Genomic DNA, 20256 nt, shown 5'->3' with positions numbered 1-20256 from the left:
CGAGGGATCGAAGGACAGCACTACATGATTTTCGAAGTAGGGGAGACCGTCGTGTACCCCCACCACGGCGCAGCCACGATCACCGCGGTCAAGACCCGCACCATCAAGGGGGTCGACAAGAAGTACATCACCCTCCAGATCCACCAGAGCGAGCTGGTCATCGACGTGCCCGTCGACAACGCCGAGCTCGTGGGCCTGCGCGACGTCATCGACAGCTCCGGCGTCGAGGCCGTCTTCGACGTGCTGCGCGGCGACGTCGAGGAGGAGGCCGGCAACTGGTCGCGCCGCTTCAAGGCCAACACCGAGAAGATGGGCTCCGGCGACGTGCGCCGCGTCAGCGAGGTCGTCCGCGACCTGTGGCGCCGCGACCAGGACTCGGGCGTCTCCGCCGGCGAGAAGCGCATGCTCGCGAAGGCCCGCCAGATCCTCGTCTCGGAGCTCGCGCTCGCGCAGAAGTCCACCGACGAGGAGGCGTCCGTCGTGCTCGACGGCGTCCTCGCGCAGAGCATCTCCGCCTGACCCACCCGGCGCGCCCACGCGACGCGCCACCGCCGACGGGCGGTCCCCCGACCCCGGGGGACCGCCCGTCGGCGCATCCGGGCGCCGTCGCCCGCCGTGCGCTCGTCGGCCGTCGGCCGTCGCCCCGCGGAGCGACCGGCGTAGGGTGCGATCATGCGCGATCACCCCGAACGACCCGACCACGACGGCCCCCTCGAGCAGAACCCGCTGCAGCCCGCGCGACGCGGCCTGAAGGTCTGGATCTACGTGATCGCCGCGGTCGTCATCATCGCCGTGATCGCCTTCGCGCTCGTCCGGCTCGCGACAGCCGGTCAGAACACGCCCGGACCGTCGTCCCTCGGGGCGGTCGCGGATCTGATCCAGGCGGCACGCGCGCTGATCTAGCCCCTCGGCGGCGGAGGCGGCGCCGGTCCAGGCGGACGGTCGTCCCCGTGGGCCCGCCTGCCACGGGGCGTCCTCCCCAACGCCGGCATGCGCGCCCTGACCCCTGCCCCCGGGATCTCCGGCGGCTCCGGTCGCCTGCTGCGGTACCCCTGTCGTGAGGACGGGGGACGGATGGGCGTTGGGGGTGGCGGAGCAGGCGTCGCCCGCGCGCGTCGGCGTGCGGTGGCAGCCATCGTCGGACGGAGGCGCGACGCCGTCCGGCTCCTGCTGGCGGTGCTCGCGCTGGCCGTCGTCGCCGGGGCGGTGGTCGTCGGGGCGCGGGAGGCCGTGCTCGGGCCGGATGCCGACGACGGGCCGCTCACCGCGCAGGTCGCGGACGGCGCCGTCGCGCAGGCGCTCGCGGGAGCGGGGCTGGTGCGGGACGGGCGGATCGACGTCGAGGCGGCGCGCGCCATGACGCGGGCGATCCGCGTCGACGGGCGCGAGCGCCGCCCGCGCTACGACCGCGACGCCTTCGGCCCCGCATGGGCGGACGCCGACGGGAACGGCTGCGACCAGCGCGACGACACCCTCGTCCGGGACATGACGCGCGTGTCCTTCTCGGCGGAGGGCGCGGGCTGCACGGTGTCCGCAGGGCACCTGGACGACGCGTACACGGGGCGCGGCATCGACTTCACCCGTGGCGCGCGCACGAGCGCGGCCGTGCAGATCGACCACCTCGTGCCGCTCTCCTGGGCATGGCAGCACGGGGCCTGGGCGTGGTCCGACGCGCGTCGCGAGCGCCTCGCGACCGACCTGGACGAGCTCCAGGCGGTCGACGGCCCGACCAACCAGGAGAAGTCGGATCAGGGCCCCGCCACGTGGCTGCCGCCGGACGCCGACTACCGCTGCCTCTACGTGACGCGCTTCGCGTTCGTCGTGCGCCGCTACGACCTCGGGATCGACGACGCCGATCGCGCCGCCATCGACCGCGTCCTCGGCGCGTGCGCGTGACGCGCGGCGGCCCTGGGCGGGTCCCCAGCGCACGGCCGTCCGTCGAGCGGGCGGCGGCGGCGTCGGTGCGCGCGCGTACGCTCGGACCGACGCGGCCGGGCGTCGACGCGGGCGCGGGGTCCGTGTCGGACGACCCGAGGGGATCCGCATGTGGAGCAAGCAGAGCGGGGACGCGACCGGCGCGATCAGCCCGGTCCCGGAGCACCCGCACGCGCACCCGGTGCGCGGCGCCTGGATGGTGCGCGTGGGGGAGGGCCCGGCGCTCGGCTGGGTCCTGCGGCACCGGGCCGACCTCGCGGATCCCTTCGCCTACGAGGTGTACGCCTGCGGGCTCGGGCCGGACGGGCGGCGCGTGTGGGTCGCGCGGCGCGACACGCTCAACGCGGCCGTCGCCTGGGTCGTGCAGCACGGCGACGAGCTGCTGGCGTTCGGGAGGGGGCTCCGGCCGGATCCCGCGCAGCCGGGCGCATCACCGGAGCCGGCCGGGGGCACGGACGCCGCCGCCCCCGCGGCGGGGGACGACGGCGTCGGGTCGCGATAGCGAGGGCAGGTCAGCGCCTGCGCTGCTCCGGGGCGTCCCGACCGGTGATGGGGAACGGGCCGGTGATCCCCTCGCGCACCCGCGCGATCTCGAGGATCCGGTCGCGCTGGAGGTACCAGCCCACGACCAGCAGCGGGATGATCACGACGAGCGAGGCGATGGTGAACGTGCCGATGGGCCAGTCGAAGGCCATGAGGACGAGCACGCTCACGAGGAACGCGAGCGTCAGCCACGAGGTCACGGGCGCGCCCGGCAGGCGGAAGGTCGGCTCCTTCGCCTTGCCCTGCTTCGCCCAGGTGCGCAGGCGCATCTGGCACAGGATGATGGTCGCCCAGCCTGCCACGATGCCGAGCGCCGCGACGTTCAGCACGATCTCGAAGGCCTGGTCGGGGACGACCGCGTTGAGCGCCACGCCGAGGAGCGTGATGGAGCCGGTGAGCAGGATCCCGCCGAAGGGCACGCCGCCCTTCGACATGACGGTCGTGAACTTGGGCGCCGACCCGTTCATGCCCATGGAGTGGAGGACGCGGCCCGTGCTGTACAGGCCCGCGTTGAGGCTCGACATGGCCGCCGTGAGCACGACGAAGTTCATGACGGATCCGGCGATCGCGCCGACCTCGGGCGACCCGAGGCTGGAGAAGAACGTGACGAACGGGCTCTGGTCGGCGCTGTAGGCCGTGTAGGGGAGCAGCAGGGAGAGCAGCACGATGGATCCGACGTAGAAGATCGCGATGCGGAACACGACCGAGTTGATGGCGCGCGGGATGACCTTCTCCACGTCCTGCGTCTCGCCGCTCGCGGTGCCCACGAGCTCGATGGCGGCGTAGGCGAACACGACGCCCTGCACGACGAGCACGACCGGGACCAGGCCCTGCGGGAAGATGCCGCCGTTCTGCTGCAGCACGGTCCAGCCGGTCTGCACCTCGGTGCCGCCGACCGTCACGGGGAAGCTCCAGGCGAGCCACACGATGCCCACGATGAGGAAGACCACGAGCGCGGCGACCTTGACCAGCGCGAACCAGAACTCCATCTCGCCGAAGACCTTGACGGCGACGAGGTTGAGCGCGAGGACGATCGCCAGGGCGATGAGGGCGAGCAGCCACTGCGGCGCCGCGGTGAAGGCCGACCAGTAGTGCATGTAGAGGGCGACGGCGGTCACGTCGACGATGGCGGTGGTCGCCCAGTTGAGGAAGTACATCCAGCCGGCGGCGTAGGCGAACTTCTCGCCGAAGAACTCGCGGGCGTAGGAGATGAAGGAGCCGGAGCTCGGGCGGTGCAGCACCAGCTCGCCGAGCGCGCGGAGGATGAAGAAGGCGAAGACGCCACAGACGAGGAAGACGATCGCGAGGGCGGGACCCGCGGACGCCAGCCGGCCGCCCGCGCCGAGGAAGAGGCCCGTGCCGATGGCGCCGCCGATGGCGATCATCTGCAGCTGGCGCGGCTTGAGGCCGTGCTGGTAGCCCTCCTGCTCGTGGCTGAAGTCCTGGGCCACGAAATCCGGATCGGGCGGGACGGTGCTGCGGTCGCTCTCGCTTCGTGTCATCCGAATACGGTAGTACTCCGGGGCATTCGCCCTGACACCCGCGTCGATCGACTTCCGCGGGGCAGATCACCTGTGATAGGCGCCGAGGAGGCCCGCATGGCCCGTACGCACAGCGCCGGACGCCCGGCGCGATCGTGGGGCGTCGTGGCCCTCGTGGCGGGGGCGCTCGTCCTCGCGGGATGCACGACGGATCCGGGGCAGCCCGCGCCCGAGACCGCGACGCCCTCCGCCAGCGCCCCCGCCGACGCGGGAGGGACCGCCGCGCCCGAGCCGCAGGTCACGCGCGCGCCCGGGCCGCCGACCGAGGACGAGCTCGCCACCTGCTCGACGCTCGCGCAGGTGCTCCCGGACTCGACGAAGCTCGTGCAGGCGCTCGGCGACGGGAAGGGCGTCGACCCCGCGCTCCTCGAGCGGGTCAAGCAGGGGGACGCCGCCCTCGCGGGCATGGCGCCGGAGAACATGAAGCCGCTCGTGTCGTCCTTCTCGACCATCGTCGACGAGCTGGACGCGCTGCGCACGGGCAAGGACACGGACGGCGCGTCCCTCGACACCGGGCAGTACCTGCGGTCCGTCAGCGCGTTCCTCGACTACTGCCTCGACGACGTCGGCTACGTGCCGCCGAGCGCCGCGCCGACGCCTGCGCCCTAGCGCTAGGTGCGGCGCGCGACCGCCTCGTCCGCCTCGATGTCCTCGCGCGCGTCCTCGCGGTGGTCGCGCCCGTCGCCGTCGTGCGTGACGAGCAGGTGCGGCGTGCGGTGGATCCGGTAGGTCACGCGCAGGTGCCGGTGCAGCACGAGCCAGGCGATCGCGATGAGGGCCGAGACGATGCCGCTGGCCGCCCCGACCATCACGGCGGCGCGCGGCCCCCACTCGTTCGCGATCCAGCCGACGATCGGCGCGCCGAGCGGGGTGCCGCCGACGAAGATCGCCATGTAGACGGCCATGACGCGGCCGCGCATGCGGGGCTCCACCGTGAGCTGGACGGTGCTGTTGGCGCTCGTCATGAGGGTCTGCGAGACGACGCCCACGATCACCAGCGCCCCGGCAAAGAGCAGGTAGGTGGGTGCGATCGCCGCGAGCGCGGTCGCGATCCCGAAGAGCGCGGCGCCCACGAACACGAGGCGGATGCGGGGGCGCTCGCGGCGGGCCGACAGGAGGGCGCCCGCGACGGATCCCACCGCGAGGCTCGAGGAGAGCAGCCCGAACTCGGTCGCGCCCTTGCCGAACTCGACGCTCGCCATGGTGGAGGTGAAGATCGGGAAGTTGTAGCCGAAGGCCCCGACGAGGAAGACGATCACGAGGATCACCATGATGTCCGGCCGCCCGCCGATGTACCGGAAGCCCTCACGCAGCTGGCCGCGGGAGCGCGCGACGCGCTCGGGACGGCGGAGCTCGCCGACGCGGAGGCGGGTGAGGGCGACGAGCACGGCGATGAAGCTGACCGCGTTGATGAGGAAGACCCAGCCGGTGCCGACGCCCGCGATGAGCACGCCCGCGACGGCCGGGCCGATCATGCGCGCGGCGCTGAAGGACGCCGAGTTGAGGGCGACCGCGTTGGAGAGGTCGTCGTCCGACACGAGCTCGGAGACGAAGGACTGCCGGGCGGGCGCGTCGAGCGCCGACGCGATGCCGAGGAGGAGCGCGAACGCGTACACGTGCCAGAGCTCGGCGCGGCCGGAGAGCACGACGAGGCCGAGGCCGAGCCCGAGGACGGCCATGGCGCCCTGCGTGATCATGAGCACCCGGCGCTTGTCGTAGCGGTCGGCGATGAGGCCGGCGTAGGGGGAGAGCAGGAGCATGGGGCCGAACTGGAGCGCCATGACGATGCCGACGGCGGTCGCGTCGTAGCGGGTGAGCTCGGTGAGGACGATCCAGTCCTGGGCCGTGCGCTGCATCCACGTGCCGACGTTGGAGACGAGGGCGCCGGCGAACCAGATGCGGTAGTTGGGGGCGCGGAGGCTCCGGAAGACGGCGCTCACGCGGCGGCCATCCGGCCGAGGAGGACGGCGGCCTCGGCGAGGGTGGCGCGCTCCTCGGCGGTGAGCTCGGCGAGGCGCAGCGACAGCCAGGCGCTCCGCTGGCGGCGGGTCTCCTGCACGACGCGGCGGCCGGCCGCGGTGACGGACACCGTGACGCGGCGGCCGTCGTCCGGAGCGGGGGACCGCTCGGCGTAGCCCGCGTCGACGAGGCAGTTGACCGTGCGGTTCATGCTCGGCGCGGTGACGCGCTCGATCTCGGCGAGGCGACCGGGGCTCGTCGGCCCGTCGCGGAGGAGGAGGGCGAGCACGACGAACTGGCTGTCGCCCAGCTCGTGGTCGGCCTTCTCGGCGCGCAAGCGGCGCGCGAGGCGCATCACGCCCGCTCGCAGGCTCTGGCTGAGGTCGGGGGAGTCGGGCACGTCGTTAGGGTAGCTCATTAGATCGGCTAACGATGTGGTGCGGGCGGGATCACGGGCGGGCGGCCGCCGGACAGGCGGGCCCGCACGGCGCATCGAGCCGGGCAGGATGGGAGGACACCGCCGGCCGCGGTGCCCGCGACGACGCGGGCGCGGGCCGCGCGACGACGAGGAGGCACGAGATGACCCACCACGACGGCACGGACCACGCGCACGACGACGACGACGCGAAGCTCGGCGGCGAGGGCACGATCCCCGCGGGAGCCACGGGCGTGGCCGCCGGCCACGACGGCGGCGACGACCACTTCGAGCCCGAGGAGGACACCCCGCACCGCACCGACGAGGACGGCGACGGCGCGTCCGCCTAGCCCGACCCGCGCGCCCCCGCGGCGACGGGTCGTCCGCCCCGGCGCGACGGCCCGCCCGCGTGGGCGCATGCCCGCCCACGGGTAGCTTGGATCCCCGTGGACACGGCGACCAACCCCCTCGACGGCACGCGCATCGCCTACCGGGCGTTCGGCGCCCGACCCGCTGGCGCGGATCCGCGCGACCCGGCGCACGCGCCCGTCGTGCTGGTGCACGGCACGGCCCTGTCGCAGGCCGTCTGGCGCGGGTTCGGCTGGGTGCGGGCGCTGTCGCCCGAGCGCCCGGTGATCACGCTGGACCTCCGCGGCCACGGCCGCAGCGGCACGCCGCACGAGCCCGCCGCGTACGCCATGGACCTCATGGTCGCCGATGTCGTGGCCGTGCTCGACGCGGTCGGCGCCGAGGTCGTGCACCACGTCGGCTACAGCCTCGGTGCGCGCGTCGGCTTCTCGCTCGAGGCCGCGCACCCGGGGCGGCTGCTCTCCGCCTCGAGCCTCGGCGGATCCCCCCGGAGCGGCGTCGGCGTGTTCGACCGCGTCTTCTTTCCCGGCTGCATCCACGCGCTCGAGGCGGGCGGCATGCCGGGCTTCCTCGACGGATGGGAACGGCACAGCGGCCACCCCGTGGATCCGGCGACGCGCGGTGCGTTCCTCGCCGACGACGCCCGGGCGCTCGCCGCCTACATGCGCGAGTCGGAGCGGGACGCCGGGGTCCCGGACGAGGTCGTGGCCGGATCCCGGGTGCCGCTCCTGCTGGTCGCCGGCACGCGCGATCCCGAGCGGCTGCGGGCCGCCCGCCACGTGCGGGCGCTCCGTCCCGACGCGCCGCTCGTGGAGCTCGACGGCGCGACGCACGCCGACACCCCGCGGCACCCGGATGCGCTGCCCGCGGTGCGGGCCTTCCTCGCGTCGCTCTGAGCGGCGGGCGGCGGGCGGCGATCCGCCGTCGGCAGGCGGCGGTCAGCAGGCGGTCGCGGCTCAGCGCGCGGTGGCCGCCGGCGTCGCGCCCCGCGCCGCCGCGGCGTGCGCGAGGGCGGCGCTGCCCTCCCGGTGCGCGCGGTCGAGGTCGTCCGGGTGCGCCTGGGCCGCGGCCTCCAGCGCGTCCGCCGCGCGCACGAGCGCGAGGTGCGACAGCGCCTGCGGCACGTTGCCCGCCTGGCGCCGCCCGACCGGGTCGTACTCCTCGGAGAGCAGGCCGACGTCGTTGGAGAGGCCGACCAGCCGGTCCATCAGCTCGCGGCCGTCCGCGACGCGGCCGGATCGCGCGTACTGCTCGACGAGCCAGAACGAGCAGGCGAGGAACGGGTACTCACCGGCGGGCAGCCCGTCGACGCCGGCGCTCGTGTCGTAGCGGAGCAGGAAGCCCTCGTGCATGAGGGTCCGCTCCATCACCTCGACCGTCGCGAGCATGCGCGGGTCGTCGTAGGCGCAGAAGCCGGCCTGGGCGAGGATCAGGAGCGACGCGTCGACCTCGGTCGTGTCGTAGTGCTGGCGGAAGGCGCCCGTCGCGGGATCCACGCCCCGGTCGAGGATCTCGTCGCGCACCCGGTCGCGCAGCGTCCGCCACTGCTCCACCGGCCCGTCGAGCCCGTGCCGCTCGACGCCCTGCACGGCCGCGTCGAGCGCGGCCCAGATCATCGCGCGCGAGTGCGTGAAGTGCCGCTCGGCGCCGCGGATCTCCCAGATGCCGCTGTCCTGCCGCTCCCAGTTCTCCTCGACGAAGCCGATGAGCGCGCGCTGCAGCGGCCAGGAGAACTCGGTCTCGCCGACGCCCGCGTCGCGCGCCGCCTGGAGCGCGAGCATCACCTCGCCGATCACGTCGGCCTGGTACTGCTCGAAGGCGCCGTTGCCGACGCGCACCGGGCCGGAGCCCTGGTAGCCGGGAAGGCTGTCGAGGTCGCGCTCGGGGAGGTACCGCTCGCCGCTCAGGCCGTACATGATCTGCACGTCGCCCGGATCCCCGGCGATGGCCCGCAGGAGCCACGTGCGCCACTCGTCGGCCTCGTCGTCGAAGCCGTGCGCGAGCAGCACCTCGAGGGTGAGCGACGCGTCGCGCAGCCAGACGTAGCGGTAGTCCCAGTTGCGGGATCCGCCGAACTGCTCCGGCAGGCTCGTGGTCGCGGCCGCGACGATGCCGCCCGTGTCCTCGTGCGTGAGCGCGCGCAGGACGAGCAGCGACCGGCGGACGGCGGCCTGGTGCGGGCCGGAGTGCTCGATGGAGCTGGCCCAGCTCTCCCACCACTCGGTCGTGTGCTCGAGAGCTGCGTCCACGTCGAAGGCCGGCGGCTCGCTGCGGTGGGAGGGGTACCAGGTGAGGGCCGAGTCGACGGTCTCGCCCGCGGACACCTCGAAGGCGACGCCGTGGTGGTGGTTCGTGGCCGTGAGCTCGGGGCCGCGGACGACCACCGCGTCGGGGCCGGCGACGGCGACGAGGCGGGGGTCGTCGCCGTCGAGCTTGCGGATCCACGGCAGCGCGGTCGCGTAGCCGAAGCGCAGGCGGAGGTCGCCCTGCATGCGGACGGTGCCGCTGATCCCGCGGACGCGCCGGACGACGTCGGCCCGCCGGTCGCCCATGGACATGAAGTCGGTGACCTCGACGGCGCCCTCGGGCGTCTCCCACCGCGTCCAGAGGACGAACGTGTTGCCGAGGTAGGTGCGCATGGACACGGTCGCGTCGGGGGAGGCGGGCGCGAGCCGCCAGGACCCGTGCTCCTCGGTGCCGAGGAGCGCGCCGAACATCGACGCCGAGTCGAAGCGCGGCAGGCACAGCCAGTCGATGGACCCGTCCCGCCCGACCAGCGCTCCCGTGTGGCAGTCCCCGATGAGTGCGTAGTCCTCGATGCGCATGGCCATGGGCCATGGTCCCATGGCGGGCGGACGGCTCCCCGCCGCCGCGCGTAGCCTGGCGCCATGCCCGCCACCTCCACGCTCCTGATCCTCGGCGCCAGCGGCGACCTCTCCGCGCGCCTCCTCCTGCCCGGCCTCGGCGAGCTCCTCGCCCACCGGCCCGACCTCGACCTGCAGCTGGTGGGAGCGGGCACGGAGGAGTGGGACGACGAGCGCTGGCGCGAGGTCGTCCGCACGTCGTTCGCCTCGCTCGGCGCGGAGGGCCCCGCCGTGGACCGCGTGCTCGCGGGCACCACGTACCAGGCCGCCGACGTCACGGCCGAGGCCGACATCGAGCGCCTGCTCGCCGCGTGCGAGGCCGCGCCCGCCGTGTACTTCGCGCTGCCGCCCGCGGTCACGGAGAGGGCGTGCGAGGCGATGACGCGGATCCGGCTGCCCGAGGGCACGTCGCTCTCGCTCGAGAAGCCGTTCGGCACCGACCTCGCGAGCGCCCGGGCCCTCAACCGCCTGCTCGCGACCCTCGTGCCGGAGGAGCGCACCCACCGGGTGGACCACTTCCTCGGCCGCTCGACCGTGCGCAACCTCCTCGGCCTCCGCTTCGCGAACCGGCTGCTCGAGCCGGTCTGGAACGCGCAGCACATCGCGAGCGTCGAGATCGTCTACGACGAGCAGCTCGCCCTCGAGGGCCGGGCCCGCTACTACGACGGCGCCGGGGCGCTGGCCGACATGATCCAGAGCCACCTGCTGCAGGTGATGGCGGTCTTCGCGATGGAGCCGCCCGCCACCACCGACGCGCGCGACGTGCGCGACCAGAAGGCGCTCGTGCTGCGGGCGACGCGGCCCTGGGGCGGCGACCCGGTGGCATCCTCGCGCCGGGCGCGCTACACGGCCGGCGACGTGGAGGGGCGCGAGCTGCCCGCGTACGCCGACGAGGCGGGCGTCGACCCGTCGCGCGGCACCGAGACGCTCGCCGAGATGACCGTCGAGATCGCCAACTGGCGCTGGGCGGGCGTGCCCTTCCGGCTGCGCTCGGGCAAGGCCATGGCGGACCACCGGCGCGAGATCGTCGTCACGTTCCAGCCCGCTCCGCACGTGCCCACGGGGCTGAGGGGCGCGCACGAGCCGGACCGGATCCGCATCCTCCTCGCGCCCGACGAGCTGCACCTGGAGGTCAACGTCAACGGCCCGGCCGACCCCGACGTCCTCGACCGCGCCGAGCTCGTGACCGCCTTCGACCCGGGCGACCTGCCGCCGTACGGGCAGGTCATCGACGGCATCATCTCGGCGGACGAGAGCCTCTCGGTGCGCGGCGACACGGCCGAGGAGTGCTGGCGCATCGTCGAGCCGGTCATCGCCGCGTGGCGCGCGGGCGACGTGCCGCTCGAGGAGTACCCGGCCGGATCCGCGGGTCCCTGGGACGGCCCGCAGGTCGCGCCGAAGGGCTGACGGCCGCCGCGCGGCCCGTGTCCGGCTAGGCGCTGCGGACGGCGCGGAGCACCGCGGGCACCCGGCGCGGGTCGCCCGCGAGCTCGGCGAGGGAGTCATCGAGCGGATCCTCGTCGAACACCGCGAGCTCGCGCGCGACCGCGTCCTGCCGGGCCGCCGCGTCGTGCCCGGCGGATCCCGACGCGCGCGCGTCCTCGAGCGGCAGGCCGGCCGTCGCGGGGGAGGCGCCGAGCGCGAGCGCGACGTCGCGCGCGATGTGCGCCGTCATCAGCTCGTCGAAGAACCCGGCCGTCGTGTCGGGCGTGCGGCGGACGAGCGCCCACGCGCCGTCCGGTCCGAAGTGGTGCGCGAGCGCGGCCTGCACGACGAGCGCGAGGGGGCGGAGGTCCGGCTCGGCCGCGGGCGCGGGCGCCTCCTGTGCGACGGGGTCGCCGGACGGCGGAGCGGTGTCGGGCACGGCCTTGTGCGCGGGCACGTGCGTCGGGCGGATCGGCCCGCCGTGCAGGCGCGCGGCGATGGCGGCGAGCTCGCCCGTCGCGAGCGAGACGGCCGGGGCGACGGGCGCCTGTTCGAGCGGCGCGGGATGCGGCTCCGCGGGTCGGGGATCGGACGCGGCGGGCGCGGCCTCGGTCGGGACGGACTTGCCTCTGCGCCACCGGAACATGATCCACGGCCTCCCCGATCGCATCAGCGACGATCGGGACCATCCTCACGGGCGACACGCCCGGGCGCGCCCGCGACACGCCGGTGATCCCGGGGCGGGGGCGCCCGGCCGGGTCCGCACCGCGCTCCCTCCCGGCGGGCTCCTGCGACACTGGGATCCCGGGACAGCGCGGTCCGCCCCGACCCCTGGAGGACCCGTGGACCTGCCCGCCCTGCTCGCCGTGCCCGCCGTCGCCGTGACCGTGACGCTGCTCGCCGCCGTCGCCGCGGCCCTGCTCGTGACCGCCGCCGTCGCCCTGGTCGTGCGCGTCGTCGCGCGCCGCCGCGAGTGGGCGGCCCGCCTCGTGGGGCGCGCGCGGCGGCCGTTCCGCGTGCTGCTCGTGGTGCTCGCCGTGTGGATCGCGCTCCGTGCCTCGCTCATGCCGGGCGAGCTGCGCGACGGCCTGGACCACCTGCTGCACGTCGTGACCATCGTCGCCGCGGCCTGGCTCGTGTGCGCGCTCGCGATCTTCTTCGAGGACCTCGGGCTCAGCCGCTACCGCGTGGACGTCGCCGACAACCGGGTCGCGCGCCGCGTGCGCACGCAGGTGCTCATCATCCGGCGCCTCACGGTGGTCGCGATCGTCGTGATCGCGATCGGTGCGATCCTCCTCACCTTCCCGGGCGCGCGGGCGGCGGGCGCGAGCGTGCTCGCCTCCGCCGGCCTCGTGTCGATCGTCGCCGGCCTCGCCGCGCAGTCGACGCTCGCCAACGTGTTCGCGGGGATGCAGCTCGCCTTCAGCGACGCGATCCGGGTCGACGATGTCGTCATCGTGGAGACGGAGTGGGGGCGCGTCGAGGAGATCACCCTCACCTACGTCGTGGTGCACATCTGGGACGACCGGCGCATGGTGCTGCCGTCGACCTACTTCACGACCACGCCGTTCCAGAACTGGACCCGGACCAAGTCGGAGCTGCTCGGCGCAGTGGAGCTCGACCTCGACTGGCGCGCGACCCCGGCGAGCATGCGCGAGGAGCTCGACCGCGTGCTCGCGGGCACCGACCTCTGGGACGGCCGCGTCGCGGTCCTGCAGGTGACCGACGCGGTGCACGGCTACGTGCGGATCCGCGTGCTCGTCTCGGCCGTCGACGCGCCGACGCTCTTCGACCTGCGCTGCCTCGTGCGCGAGCGCCTCGTCGCGTTCCTGCACGAGCACAGCCCGCAGTCGCTGCCGCGCACGCGCGTGCAGATGGTGGACGCGCACGAGCGCGACGACGCACCCCGGCCCGGACGGCGCGCGGCGGAGGCGGATCCCACGGGGCTCTTCTCGGGGACGGCGCAGGCCGACTCCCGCGCGGGCCTGTTCACCGGCCCGATCTCGACCGTGCCCGCGGAGGAGCGGATCGACCTGGAGCCCGACGGCGACAGGTGGCGCACGCACGACTGACGCGCGCGCCCGGGTGGGCGCGCGCGTCGCGGAGGGGACGGCTAGTTGCCGATCTGCCCGTCGCGCGAGTCCTCGATGACGGTGCCGACGGCGATCGCCATGGTGATGCCCCAGCTCAGCCACATGAGGCCGAGCTTCCAGTCGCGCGGACCCCGTCGGGTGGTCTGGAGCGTGCTCCAGCCGCCGATCAGGGCGCTGAGGACGCTGCCGTTCAGGATGTACTTGCGCATGACACCTCCCAGTGTGCTTCCACGGTACCGGGATCCGGCGGTCGCGACCGCCGACGGCGGCGACCGTCGCCGGGGGAGCGGGCGCCGCCGGTGCCGCGGCGTCCCCTTTCCGCAGGCGGTGCGGGCTCCCGGCGCGCGATGAGTACAGTGATCGCGGATCAGACAGGAGGCGCCCGTGCGCACAGCCCTCATCGGGGTGGTGCTCCTCGTCGTCGGCGCCGTCGCCGTGGCCACCGGAGCCCTCCCGCTCGACGACCTCGGCGTCCTGTACGAGCGGGTCTGGCCGATCCTCCTCTTCGTGGTGGCCATCACGGTGGTCACCGAGCTCGCCAGCGAGGCGGGCCTGTTCACCTGGATCGCCGAGCGCGCGGCGGGCCTCGGCCGCGGCCGCACGTGGGCCCTCTGGCTCGCGACCGTGCTGCTGGCCTGCCTCTGCACGATCTTCCTGTCGCTCGACACCACGGCCGTGCTGCTCACCCCCGTCGTCGTCGTGCTCGCGCGGCACTGCGGGCTGCCGCCGCTGCCGTTCGCGCTGACGACCGTGTGGCTCGCGAACACGGCGTCGCTCCTGCTCCCCGTCTCGAACCTCACGAACCTGCTCGCGGAGCACGAGCTCGGCGGGCTGGGCCCGGCCGGCTTCGCGGCCCTCACGGTCGCCCCCGCGCTCGTCGCCGTCGCGGTGCCCGTGCTCGCGATCCTCGTGATCCACCGCAAGGACCTGTTCACGCGCTACGAGGTCGGGGCGCCCACCGCGCCGACCGACCGCGTGCTCCTCGTCGGCAGCGCCGTGGTGGTGGGGCTGCTCGTGCCGGCGCTGGTCTCGGGCGTCGAGGTCTGGATCCCCGCGCTCGCGGCCGCCGTCGTGCTCGCGATCCTCACGGCGGTCCGCCGCCCGCGCGTCCTCCGGCTCGGCCTCCTGCCGTGGCAGCTCGTGGTGTTCGCGTCGGGGCTGTTCATCGTGATGGAGGCGGCGCAGTCGCTCGGCCTCACCGCCGTCATGGCCGCGATCTCGGGCCAGGGCCAGGACGCCGCGTCGCTGTTCCGCCTCGCGGGCGTCGCGACGCTGAGCGCCAACGCGGTCGACAACCTGCCCGCCTACCTCGCGCTCGAGCCCGTCGCCGGATCCCCGGAGCGGCTCGTCGCGATCCTCGTCGGCGTCAACGCCGGTCCCCTCATCACGCCGTGGGCGTCCCTCGCCACGCTGCTCTGGCACGAGCGGCTCGTGAGCATGGGGGTGCACATCAGATGGTCGCGCTACGTGCTGCTCGGCCTCGTGGTCGCCCCGCTCACCGTCGGCCTGGCGATGCTCGCGTTCGTGCTCACCCGCTGATCCGGCTCGCCCTCCTGACAGGCCGCTGGCAGTCTGACCGATCGTGCAGGGCCTGACCGATCGGTCGACATAGGCTCGTCGCGTGACCCGCACCCCCCGCGCCTCCGCGAGCGACGAGCTCCGTCCCATCGCGGCCGCGCGCTTCGCCCGCGACGGGTTCCAGGCGACCTCGCTGCAGCAGATCGCCGACGAGGCGGGCTACTCGAAGTCGAGCGTCCTCTACCACTTCGCCTCCAAGGAGGCGCTGCTCGACGCCCTCCTCGAGCCCACGATCGACGCGCTCGCCGAGGTCATCGACCGCGCCGACTCCATCCGCGGCGACGCGGACGCCCGGCGCCTGTTCGTCGAGCGATTCATCGACTTCCTGCTGCTGCACCGGCACGAGGTAGCGCTCTTCATCACGCAGGGCCGCTCGCTCGGGCACCTCGCCGTGATCGAGCGCGCGAACGACCTCGTGCGCACGCTGGGCGAGACCGCCGGCGCGCTCGACAGCACGCTCGACCAGCTGCGCTTCGGCGTGGCGCTCGGCGGCGCGGCGTACATCCTCGCCGCGAGCGACGACTGGTCGACCAACGAGCCCCTGCCCGACGACGAGATCAGGGCCGCTCTCGTCGTGGTCGTGGGGGAGCTCCTCGCGCCCCTCGGCGCCCGCACCGCCTGATCCCCCGCACCGCATCCGCACGTCCCACCCAAGGAGAGCCACCCGCCCATGGCCACGCTTCTGTACCGGCTCGGCCGGACCTCGTTCCTGCACCCGTGGCGCGTCGTCGCCGCGTGGATCCTCGTCCTCGGCATCCTGCTGGGCGGCGGCCTCGCGCTCGGCGGGAAGACCCAGGAGTCCTTCGCGATCCCCGGCACGGAGTCGCAGGAGGCCATCGACCGCCTCGCGGCCGTGTTCCCGCAGGCCGCGGGCGCCAGCGCGCAGATCGTGACGGAGGCGCCGGCCGGGCAGAAGGTCACCGACGACGCCCCGAAGGCTGCCGTCGAGGCGACCGCGACGGCCGCGGGCGAGGTCCCCGGCGTCGAGACGGCGCTCTCGCCCTTCTCCGAGTACGCGACCGACGCGGTCTCCGAGGACGGCACCGTGGCGATCACGACCGTGCAGTTCTCCGGGCAGAGCGACGAGGTGACGGAGGCGACGCTCGACGCGCTGAAGGGATCCGCGCAGGCGGCCGAGGACGCGGGGATGACGGTGTCGTTCGGCGGGCAGGTGTTCCAGGACGTCCACTACGGCGTCACGGTGACCGAGGCGTTCGGCGTGCTCTTCGCGGGCCTCGTGCTCGTGATCACGTTCGGGTCGCTCCTCGCCGCGGGGCTGCCGCTCCTCGGCGCCCTGGTCGGCGTGGCCGCGTCCTCCGGCGCGCTGCTGGCTGCGGCGAAGTTCGTCACGGTGTCGAGCGCGTCGCCGCTGCTCGCCGTGATGATCGGCCTCGCGGTCGGCATCGACTACGCGCTCTTCATCCTCATGCGGCACCGCACTCAGCTCGCCAACGGCATGGCCCTCGAGCGCTCGGCCGCCACCGCGGTCGCGACCGCCGGCAGCGCCGTGATCTTCGCGGGCGTGACGGTGATCATCGCGCTGCTCGGGCTGCTCGTCGTGCAGATCCCGTTCCTGACGGTGATGGGGCTCGGCGCGGCGTTCGCCGTGCTGCTCGCGATGGGCGTCGCGACGACGCTCCTGCCGGCCATGCTCGGCCTCGCGGGCGAGCGACTGCGGCCGAAGGAGGGCTCGCGGGCCGCGCGTCGCGCGACGGCGCAGGCCGAGGGCACGCAGCGGACGCTCGGTGCGCGCTGGGTGGGCATCGTCACGAAGGTGCCGATCATCCCCGTCGTGATCGTCGTCGGCATCGCCGGGCTGCTCGCCGTGCCCGCCTCGCAGCTGCAGCTCGGGCTGCCGAGCGGGGCGACCGAGCCCGCCGGATCCACCAGCCGCGTCGCGTACGACACCGTGTCGGACGCGTTCGGCCCCGGCCACAACGGCCCGCTCGTCGTGCTCGTCGACATCACGCAGACCACCGACCCGATCGGGGTGCTGAAGGACATCGGCGACGAGATCCGCGGCCTCGACGATGTGGCCTTCGTGGGCGCGGGCACGCCGAACCCCTCGGTGGACACCGCGATCCTGCAGGTCGTGCCGGACAGCCCGCCCGAGTCGCCGGAGACGACCGCGCTCATGCAGTCGATCCGCGACCTCGCGCCCGGCCTCCACGACCGCTACGACACGCGCGTCTCCGTCACGGGCACGACCGCCGTGCAGAACGACATCTCGCAGCGGCTCGACGACGCGCTCGTGCCGTTCGGGATCGTGGTGGTGGGGCTGTCGATCATCCTGCTGATGATCGTGTTCCGGTCGATCTTCGTGCCGATCAAGGCCGCGGTCGGCTTCCTGCTGAGCGTCATCGTGTCGTTCGGCACCGTGGTCGCGATCTTCCAGAACGGCCTGTTCGCCGACGCCCTGGGCGTGACGCCCGGTCCGATCCTCAGCTTCATGCCGATCCTGCTGATGGCGATCCTGTTCGGGCTCGCCATGGACTACGAGGTGTTCCTCGTCTCGGGGATGCGCGAGGACTTCGTGCACCACGGCGACGCCAGGCGGGCCATCGTCACGGGCTTCTCGGGCGCCGCCCGGGTCGTGACGGCGGCCGCGCTCATCATGTTCTTCGTCTTCGCCGCGTTCGTGCCCGAGGGCGCGGGCGTCATCAAGACCATCGCGCTGGGCCTCGCCGTCGGCATCTTCTTCGACGCGTTCCTCGTGCGCATGACCCTCGTGCCCGCCGCCATGGCGCTCGTCGGCCGGGGCGCCTGGTGGATCCCGCGCTGGCTCGACCGCGTCCTCCCGGACGTCGACATCGAGGGGGAGGGCCTCCGCGAGCACCAGGACGACGTCGACTGGGCGCGCGCGTCCGGTGCCGCCGTCGCGGCCGAGCGTCTCGTCGTGGGCGTGCCGGGTCGCCGGCTCGCGCCCGTCGACCTCAGCGCGCCGGCCGGATCCCTCGTGCTCGTCGAGGGTGACCTCGCCGACCGCCGCCTCCTCGGCGCCACGCTCGGGGCGCGGCTCGCGCCGCTGTCCGGCCGCGCGCACGTCGCCGGGCACCCGCTCGCGTCCGAGTCCGGCCGCGTGCTCACGAGCGTCGCGATGGCCGACCTGGGCCGCGTCGACCGGGTCGACGCGGGCGTCACGGTCGGGGACCTCCTCGCCGAGCGCATCGACCTGTCCGAGCCGATGGGCCGCCGGCGCGGCGCCCGGGCGAGGCACCAGGAGTGGCTCGCCCGCATCGAGCAGGCGACCGACGCCGCGGGAGCGCGGCGCATCGGCGCCGACGACCCCGTCGGATCCCTCCTGCCGCTCGAGCGCGCCATCGCCCTCACCGCGGTCGCCGCGTCGGGTCGCGCGCCCGTGCTCGTGCTCGACGTGGCGGATCCCTTCCCGGACGCCGCCGCCGAGCGCGCGTTCCTCGCCGCCCTGCCCGCCCTCGTGCACGAGAGCACGACCGTCCTCGTGGGCGCGCCGTGGTTCCCGGACGAGCACGGGATCCCGGGCCGCCCCACCGTGCGCCTCCGCCTCATCGCGGACGACGCCCCGACAGCGGGCGACCCCAGGGATACGGGCGACCCCGCCGACATCGACCAGCCCGCCACGACCGTCGAGGAGACCCGCCGATGACCACCCGCTCCGCACGCCGACGCCTCGCCGTCGCCCTCGTCGCGATCGTGCCGCTCGCGGTCGCCGGCCTCTTCATCGGCTCGCTCTCCGACGTCGCGAAGGGCGTCGAGCGCGTGCCCGCCGCCATCGTCAACCAGGACGAGATCGTGCAGCAGAAGGCGCCGGACGGCACCGAGTCGCCCGTGCTCGCCGGCCGCCTGCTCGTCACGCAGCTGACCAGCGACGACAACCAGGCCTTCGACTGGACCATCACGAACGCCGACGAGGCCCAGAGGATGCTCGACGACGGCGAGGTCTACGCCGTGCTGACGGTGCCCAAGGACTTCTCCGCGTCGATCGTGTCGCTGTCGACGGACGCCCCGCAGCGCGCGCAGATCAGCGTGAGGACCGACGACGCGCACGGCTACCTGACGGGCGCGGCCACGCAGGCCGTCGGCGTCGGCATGACGAGCGTGTTCGGCAACGCGATCACCTCGCAGTTCGTCTCCGGCATCTACACGACCTTCGGCGGACTCAAGGGCTCGCTGACGGACGCGGGGGACGGCGCGGGCGAGCTGGCCGACGGCGCGACGCAGCTCTCCGCGGGCGCCACGACGCTCGGCGACGGGATCACGCAGCTCGGCGACGGCATCGGCCGCACGCAGCAGGGGGCATCGCAGCTCGCCGACGGCCTCGGCACCTACACGGGCGGCGTCTCGCAGCTCTCCTCCGGGCTCGACCGGCTGCAGACGGGGGCCGCGGGGCTCTCGCAGGTGTCCGACGGCGTCGGGCAGTACGCGGGCGGCGCCGGGCAGATCGCCACGCAGGTCCAGGGGATCCGCCAGCAGCTGCAGGCGAACCCGCAGACGGCGCCGATCGCCGCCCAGCTCGCGCCGCTCGAGCAGGGCCTCGACCAGTACGCGGCGCAGGGGCGCACGCTCGCCACGCGGGCCGCCGCCGGGATCCAGGGCGTGCAGCAGGGCATCGGCCAGAGCGCGTCCGGTGCCTCGCAGCTCGCGGCCAACGGCGGCGCGCTCGTCTCGGGCGCGCGCCAGCTGAGCGACGGCCTCGGCCAGCTCCGCACGGGCGCATCGGGTGCGGCCACCGGCGCTGGCGACCTCGCGACGGGCGCCACCTCGCTCTCCTCGGGCGCCACCGAGCTCGGCCAGGGGCTCGCGCAGGGCGCGGAGCAGATCCCGTCGCTCGACGCGGCCCAGGCGTCCGCCGCCTCGGGCGTCGTCGCGGATCCGGTCGGCCTCACGGTCGAGCGCGAGAACGAGATCGGCAGCCCGGGCGACGCCATCGCCGCGATCTTCGTGCCCATCGGCCTGTGGCTCGGCGCCTTCGCGACCTTCCTCGTGCTGCGTCCGGCCGCCCGCCGGCTGCTCGCGTCGTCGGCCGCGACCGGCCGTGTCATGGGCCGCGTGCTCGCCCGTGCCGCGCTCATCGCGCTGGCCCAGGTCGTGCTGCTCGTCGCGCTCGTGCACGCCGCGCTCGGGCTGTCGCTCGCGGCGCTGCCGGCGACCCTCGGGTTCGCCGCCGTGACCGCGGCGGCCTTCACGGCGATCCACTACCTGCTCCGGCAGGCGTTCGGCCGCACCGGCATGGTGGTCTCGCTGATCCTGCTGGCGATCCAGGCCGCGGCCATGGGCGGCGTGATCCCGCTGCAGCTCGTCGCCGCGCCGTTCCAGGCGATCAGCCCGTTCCTGCCGCTGACCTACGCGGCGTCGGGGATGCAGGCGATCATCGCGGGCGGCGCTGGCGGCGTGGCGTGGGGATCCGCGGGCGTGCTCGCCGCGTTCCTGCTGCTGAGCCTCGCGGTGTCGTACCTCGTGACGCGCCGGTCCCGGCGTGCACGGAGCCTGGGGCTCGTGCCCGGTGCCGCGCCGTCGTCGGTCGCCGTCGCCGTCTGATCCCGCGCGCGGGCCGG

The 20256-nt window shown here is 74.4% G+C and carries 19 protein-coding genes; 13 read left to right on the top strand and 6 right to left on the bottom strand.

The window, feature by feature from the left end:
- The first annotated feature begins 24 nt into the window (after nucleotides 1-24).
- From ACMT9T_RS04880 to ACMT9T_RS04865, 4 genes are all read left to right on the top strand, one after another.
- The gene (locus ACMT9T_RS04880) at nucleotides 25-519 is read left to right on the top strand and encodes a CarD family transcriptional regulator (protein WP_012298114.1); all 495 of its coding nucleotides are present in this window, start codon (nucleotides 25-27) and stop codon (nucleotides 517-519) included.
- A gap of 153 nt (nucleotides 520-672) precedes the next feature.
- Complete coding sequence (locus ACMT9T_RS04875) at nucleotides 673-903, top strand: hypothetical protein (protein ID WP_414744490.1); 231 nt, start codon at nucleotides 673-675, stop codon at nucleotides 901-903.
- Nucleotides 904-1074: 171 nt separating this feature from the next.
- Nucleotides 1075-1896 carry an HNH endonuclease family protein gene (locus tag ACMT9T_RS04870; protein ID WP_414744489.1) on the top strand — a complete coding sequence of 274 codons (822 nt, stop codon included), beginning with the start codon at nucleotides 1075-1077 and terminating at the stop codon, nucleotides 1894-1896.
- Between the two features lie 148 nt (nucleotides 1897-2044).
- The gene (locus ACMT9T_RS04865; RefSeq protein WP_414744488.1) at nucleotides 2045-2437 is read left to right on the top strand and encodes a hypothetical protein; all 393 of its coding nucleotides are present in this window, start codon (nucleotides 2045-2047) and stop codon (nucleotides 2435-2437) included.
- A gap of 10 nt (nucleotides 2438-2447) precedes the next feature.
- On the opposite strand, the gene ACMT9T_RS04860 is transcribed toward ACMT9T_RS04865, so the two are convergent.
- Nucleotides 2448-3980, bottom strand: a complete 1533-nt coding sequence (locus ACMT9T_RS04860; RefSeq protein ID WP_414744487.1) for an amino acid permease — start codon at nucleotides 3978-3980, stop codon at nucleotides 2448-2450.
- A 96-nt stretch (nucleotides 3981-4076) separates the two neighbouring features.
- On the opposite strand from ACMT9T_RS04860, the gene ACMT9T_RS04855 reads away from it, so the two are divergent.
- Nucleotides 4077-4628, top strand: coding sequence for a hypothetical protein (locus tag ACMT9T_RS04855; protein ID WP_414744486.1), 552 nt, complete (start codon nucleotides 4077-4079; stop codon nucleotides 4626-4628).
- A gap of 2 nt (nucleotides 4629-4630) precedes the next feature.
- Here ACMT9T_RS04855 and ACMT9T_RS04850 read toward each other — a convergent pair whose 3' ends face one another.
- Together ACMT9T_RS04850 and ACMT9T_RS04845 are read right to left on the bottom strand one after the other, a co-directional pair.
- Entirely contained in the window at nucleotides 4631-5959 is a 1329-nt protein-coding gene (locus ACMT9T_RS04850) for an MFS transporter (RefSeq protein WP_414744485.1), read from the bottom strand.
- Entirely contained in the window at nucleotides 5956-6378 is a 423-nt protein-coding gene (locus ACMT9T_RS04845; RefSeq protein WP_414744484.1) for a MarR family winged helix-turn-helix transcriptional regulator, read from the bottom strand. The genes ACMT9T_RS04850 and ACMT9T_RS04845 overlap by 4 nt, the downstream gene beginning before the upstream one ends.
- Before the next feature lie 179 nt (nucleotides 6379-6557).
- On the opposite strand from ACMT9T_RS04845, the gene ACMT9T_RS04840 reads away from it, so the two are divergent.
- Both ACMT9T_RS04840 and ACMT9T_RS04835 read left to right on the top strand, forming a co-directional pair.
- Nucleotides 6558-6743, top strand: coding sequence for a hypothetical protein (locus ACMT9T_RS04840; protein WP_414744483.1), 186 nt, complete (start codon nucleotides 6558-6560; stop codon nucleotides 6741-6743).
- Between the two features lie 96 nt (nucleotides 6744-6839).
- Nucleotides 6840-7658, top strand: coding sequence for an alpha/beta fold hydrolase (locus tag ACMT9T_RS04835; protein ID WP_414744482.1), 819 nt, complete (start codon nucleotides 6840-6842; stop codon nucleotides 7656-7658).
- A gap of 60 nt (nucleotides 7659-7718) precedes the next feature.
- Here the strand turns inward: ACMT9T_RS04835 and ACMT9T_RS04830 are convergent, their stop codons facing one another.
- Nucleotides 7719-9593 (bottom strand): glycoside hydrolase family 15 protein, encoded by a 1875-nt coding sequence (locus ACMT9T_RS04830; protein ID WP_414744481.1) that lies wholly within the window; start codon nucleotides 9591-9593, stop codon nucleotides 7719-7721.
- 57 nt (nucleotides 9594-9650) lie between these two features.
- Here ACMT9T_RS04830 and ACMT9T_RS04825 point away from each other — a divergent pair, with 57 nt between their 5' ends.
- A complete protein-coding gene (locus ACMT9T_RS04825) occupies nucleotides 9651-11033 on the top strand; it encodes a glucose-6-phosphate dehydrogenase (protein ID WP_414744480.1) in 1383 nt (460 codons plus the stop codon).
- Nucleotides 11034-11058: 25 nt separating this feature from the next.
- Here the strand turns inward: ACMT9T_RS04825 and ACMT9T_RS04820 are convergent, their stop codons facing one another.
- Nucleotides 11059-11697, bottom strand: a complete 639-nt coding sequence (locus ACMT9T_RS04820) for a hypothetical protein (protein ID WP_414744479.1) — start codon at nucleotides 11695-11697, stop codon at nucleotides 11059-11061.
- 196 nt (nucleotides 11698-11893) lie between these two features.
- On the opposite strand from ACMT9T_RS04820, the gene ACMT9T_RS04815 reads away from it, so the two are divergent.
- A complete protein-coding gene (locus ACMT9T_RS04815; protein WP_414744478.1) occupies nucleotides 11894-13123 on the top strand; it encodes a mechanosensitive ion channel family protein in 1230 nt (409 codons plus the stop codon).
- 41 nt (nucleotides 13124-13164) lie between these two features.
- Here ACMT9T_RS04815 and ACMT9T_RS04810 read toward each other — a convergent pair whose 3' ends face one another.
- Complete coding sequence (locus ACMT9T_RS04810; RefSeq protein ID WP_043670518.1) at nucleotides 13165-13353, bottom strand: hypothetical protein; 189 nt, start codon at nucleotides 13351-13353, stop codon at nucleotides 13165-13167.
- A 175-nt stretch (nucleotides 13354-13528) separates the two neighbouring features.
- On the opposite strand from ACMT9T_RS04810, the gene ACMT9T_RS04805 reads away from it, so the two are divergent.
- The 4 genes from ACMT9T_RS04805 (at nucleotide 13529) to ACMT9T_RS04790 (ending at nucleotide 20239) form a co-directional block, all read left to right on the top strand.
- Nucleotides 13529-14683, top strand: a complete 1155-nt coding sequence (locus ACMT9T_RS04805; protein WP_414744477.1) for an SLC13 family permease — start codon at nucleotides 13529-13531, stop codon at nucleotides 14681-14683.
- An 82-nt stretch (nucleotides 14684-14765) separates the two neighbouring features.
- The gene (locus ACMT9T_RS04800; RefSeq protein WP_414744476.1) at nucleotides 14766-15344 is read left to right on the top strand and encodes a TetR/AcrR family transcriptional regulator; all 579 of its coding nucleotides are present in this window, start codon (nucleotides 14766-14768) and stop codon (nucleotides 15342-15344) included.
- A 48-nt stretch (nucleotides 15345-15392) separates the two neighbouring features.
- Nucleotides 15393-18347, top strand: coding sequence for an MMPL family transporter (locus ACMT9T_RS04795; RefSeq protein ID WP_414744475.1), 2955 nt, complete (start codon nucleotides 15393-15395; stop codon nucleotides 18345-18347).
- Nucleotides 18344-20239: a YhgE/Pip family protein gene (locus ACMT9T_RS04790; RefSeq protein ID WP_414744474.1), complete on the top strand. Its 1896-nt coding sequence runs from the start codon at nucleotides 18344-18346 to the stop codon at nucleotides 20237-20239. The genes ACMT9T_RS04795 and ACMT9T_RS04790 overlap by 4 nt, the downstream gene beginning before the upstream one ends.
- Nucleotides 20240-20256 lie beyond the last annotated feature (17 nt).

Source organism: Clavibacter vidaverae, from assembly GCF_047529985.1.
Lineage (GTDB): Bacteria > Actinomycetota > Actinomycetes > Actinomycetales > Microbacteriaceae > Clavibacter > Clavibacter nebraskensis_A.
The sequence above is the reverse complement of the archived record's forward strand: the minus strand, read 5'-3'. Positions and strand labels throughout refer to the sequence as shown.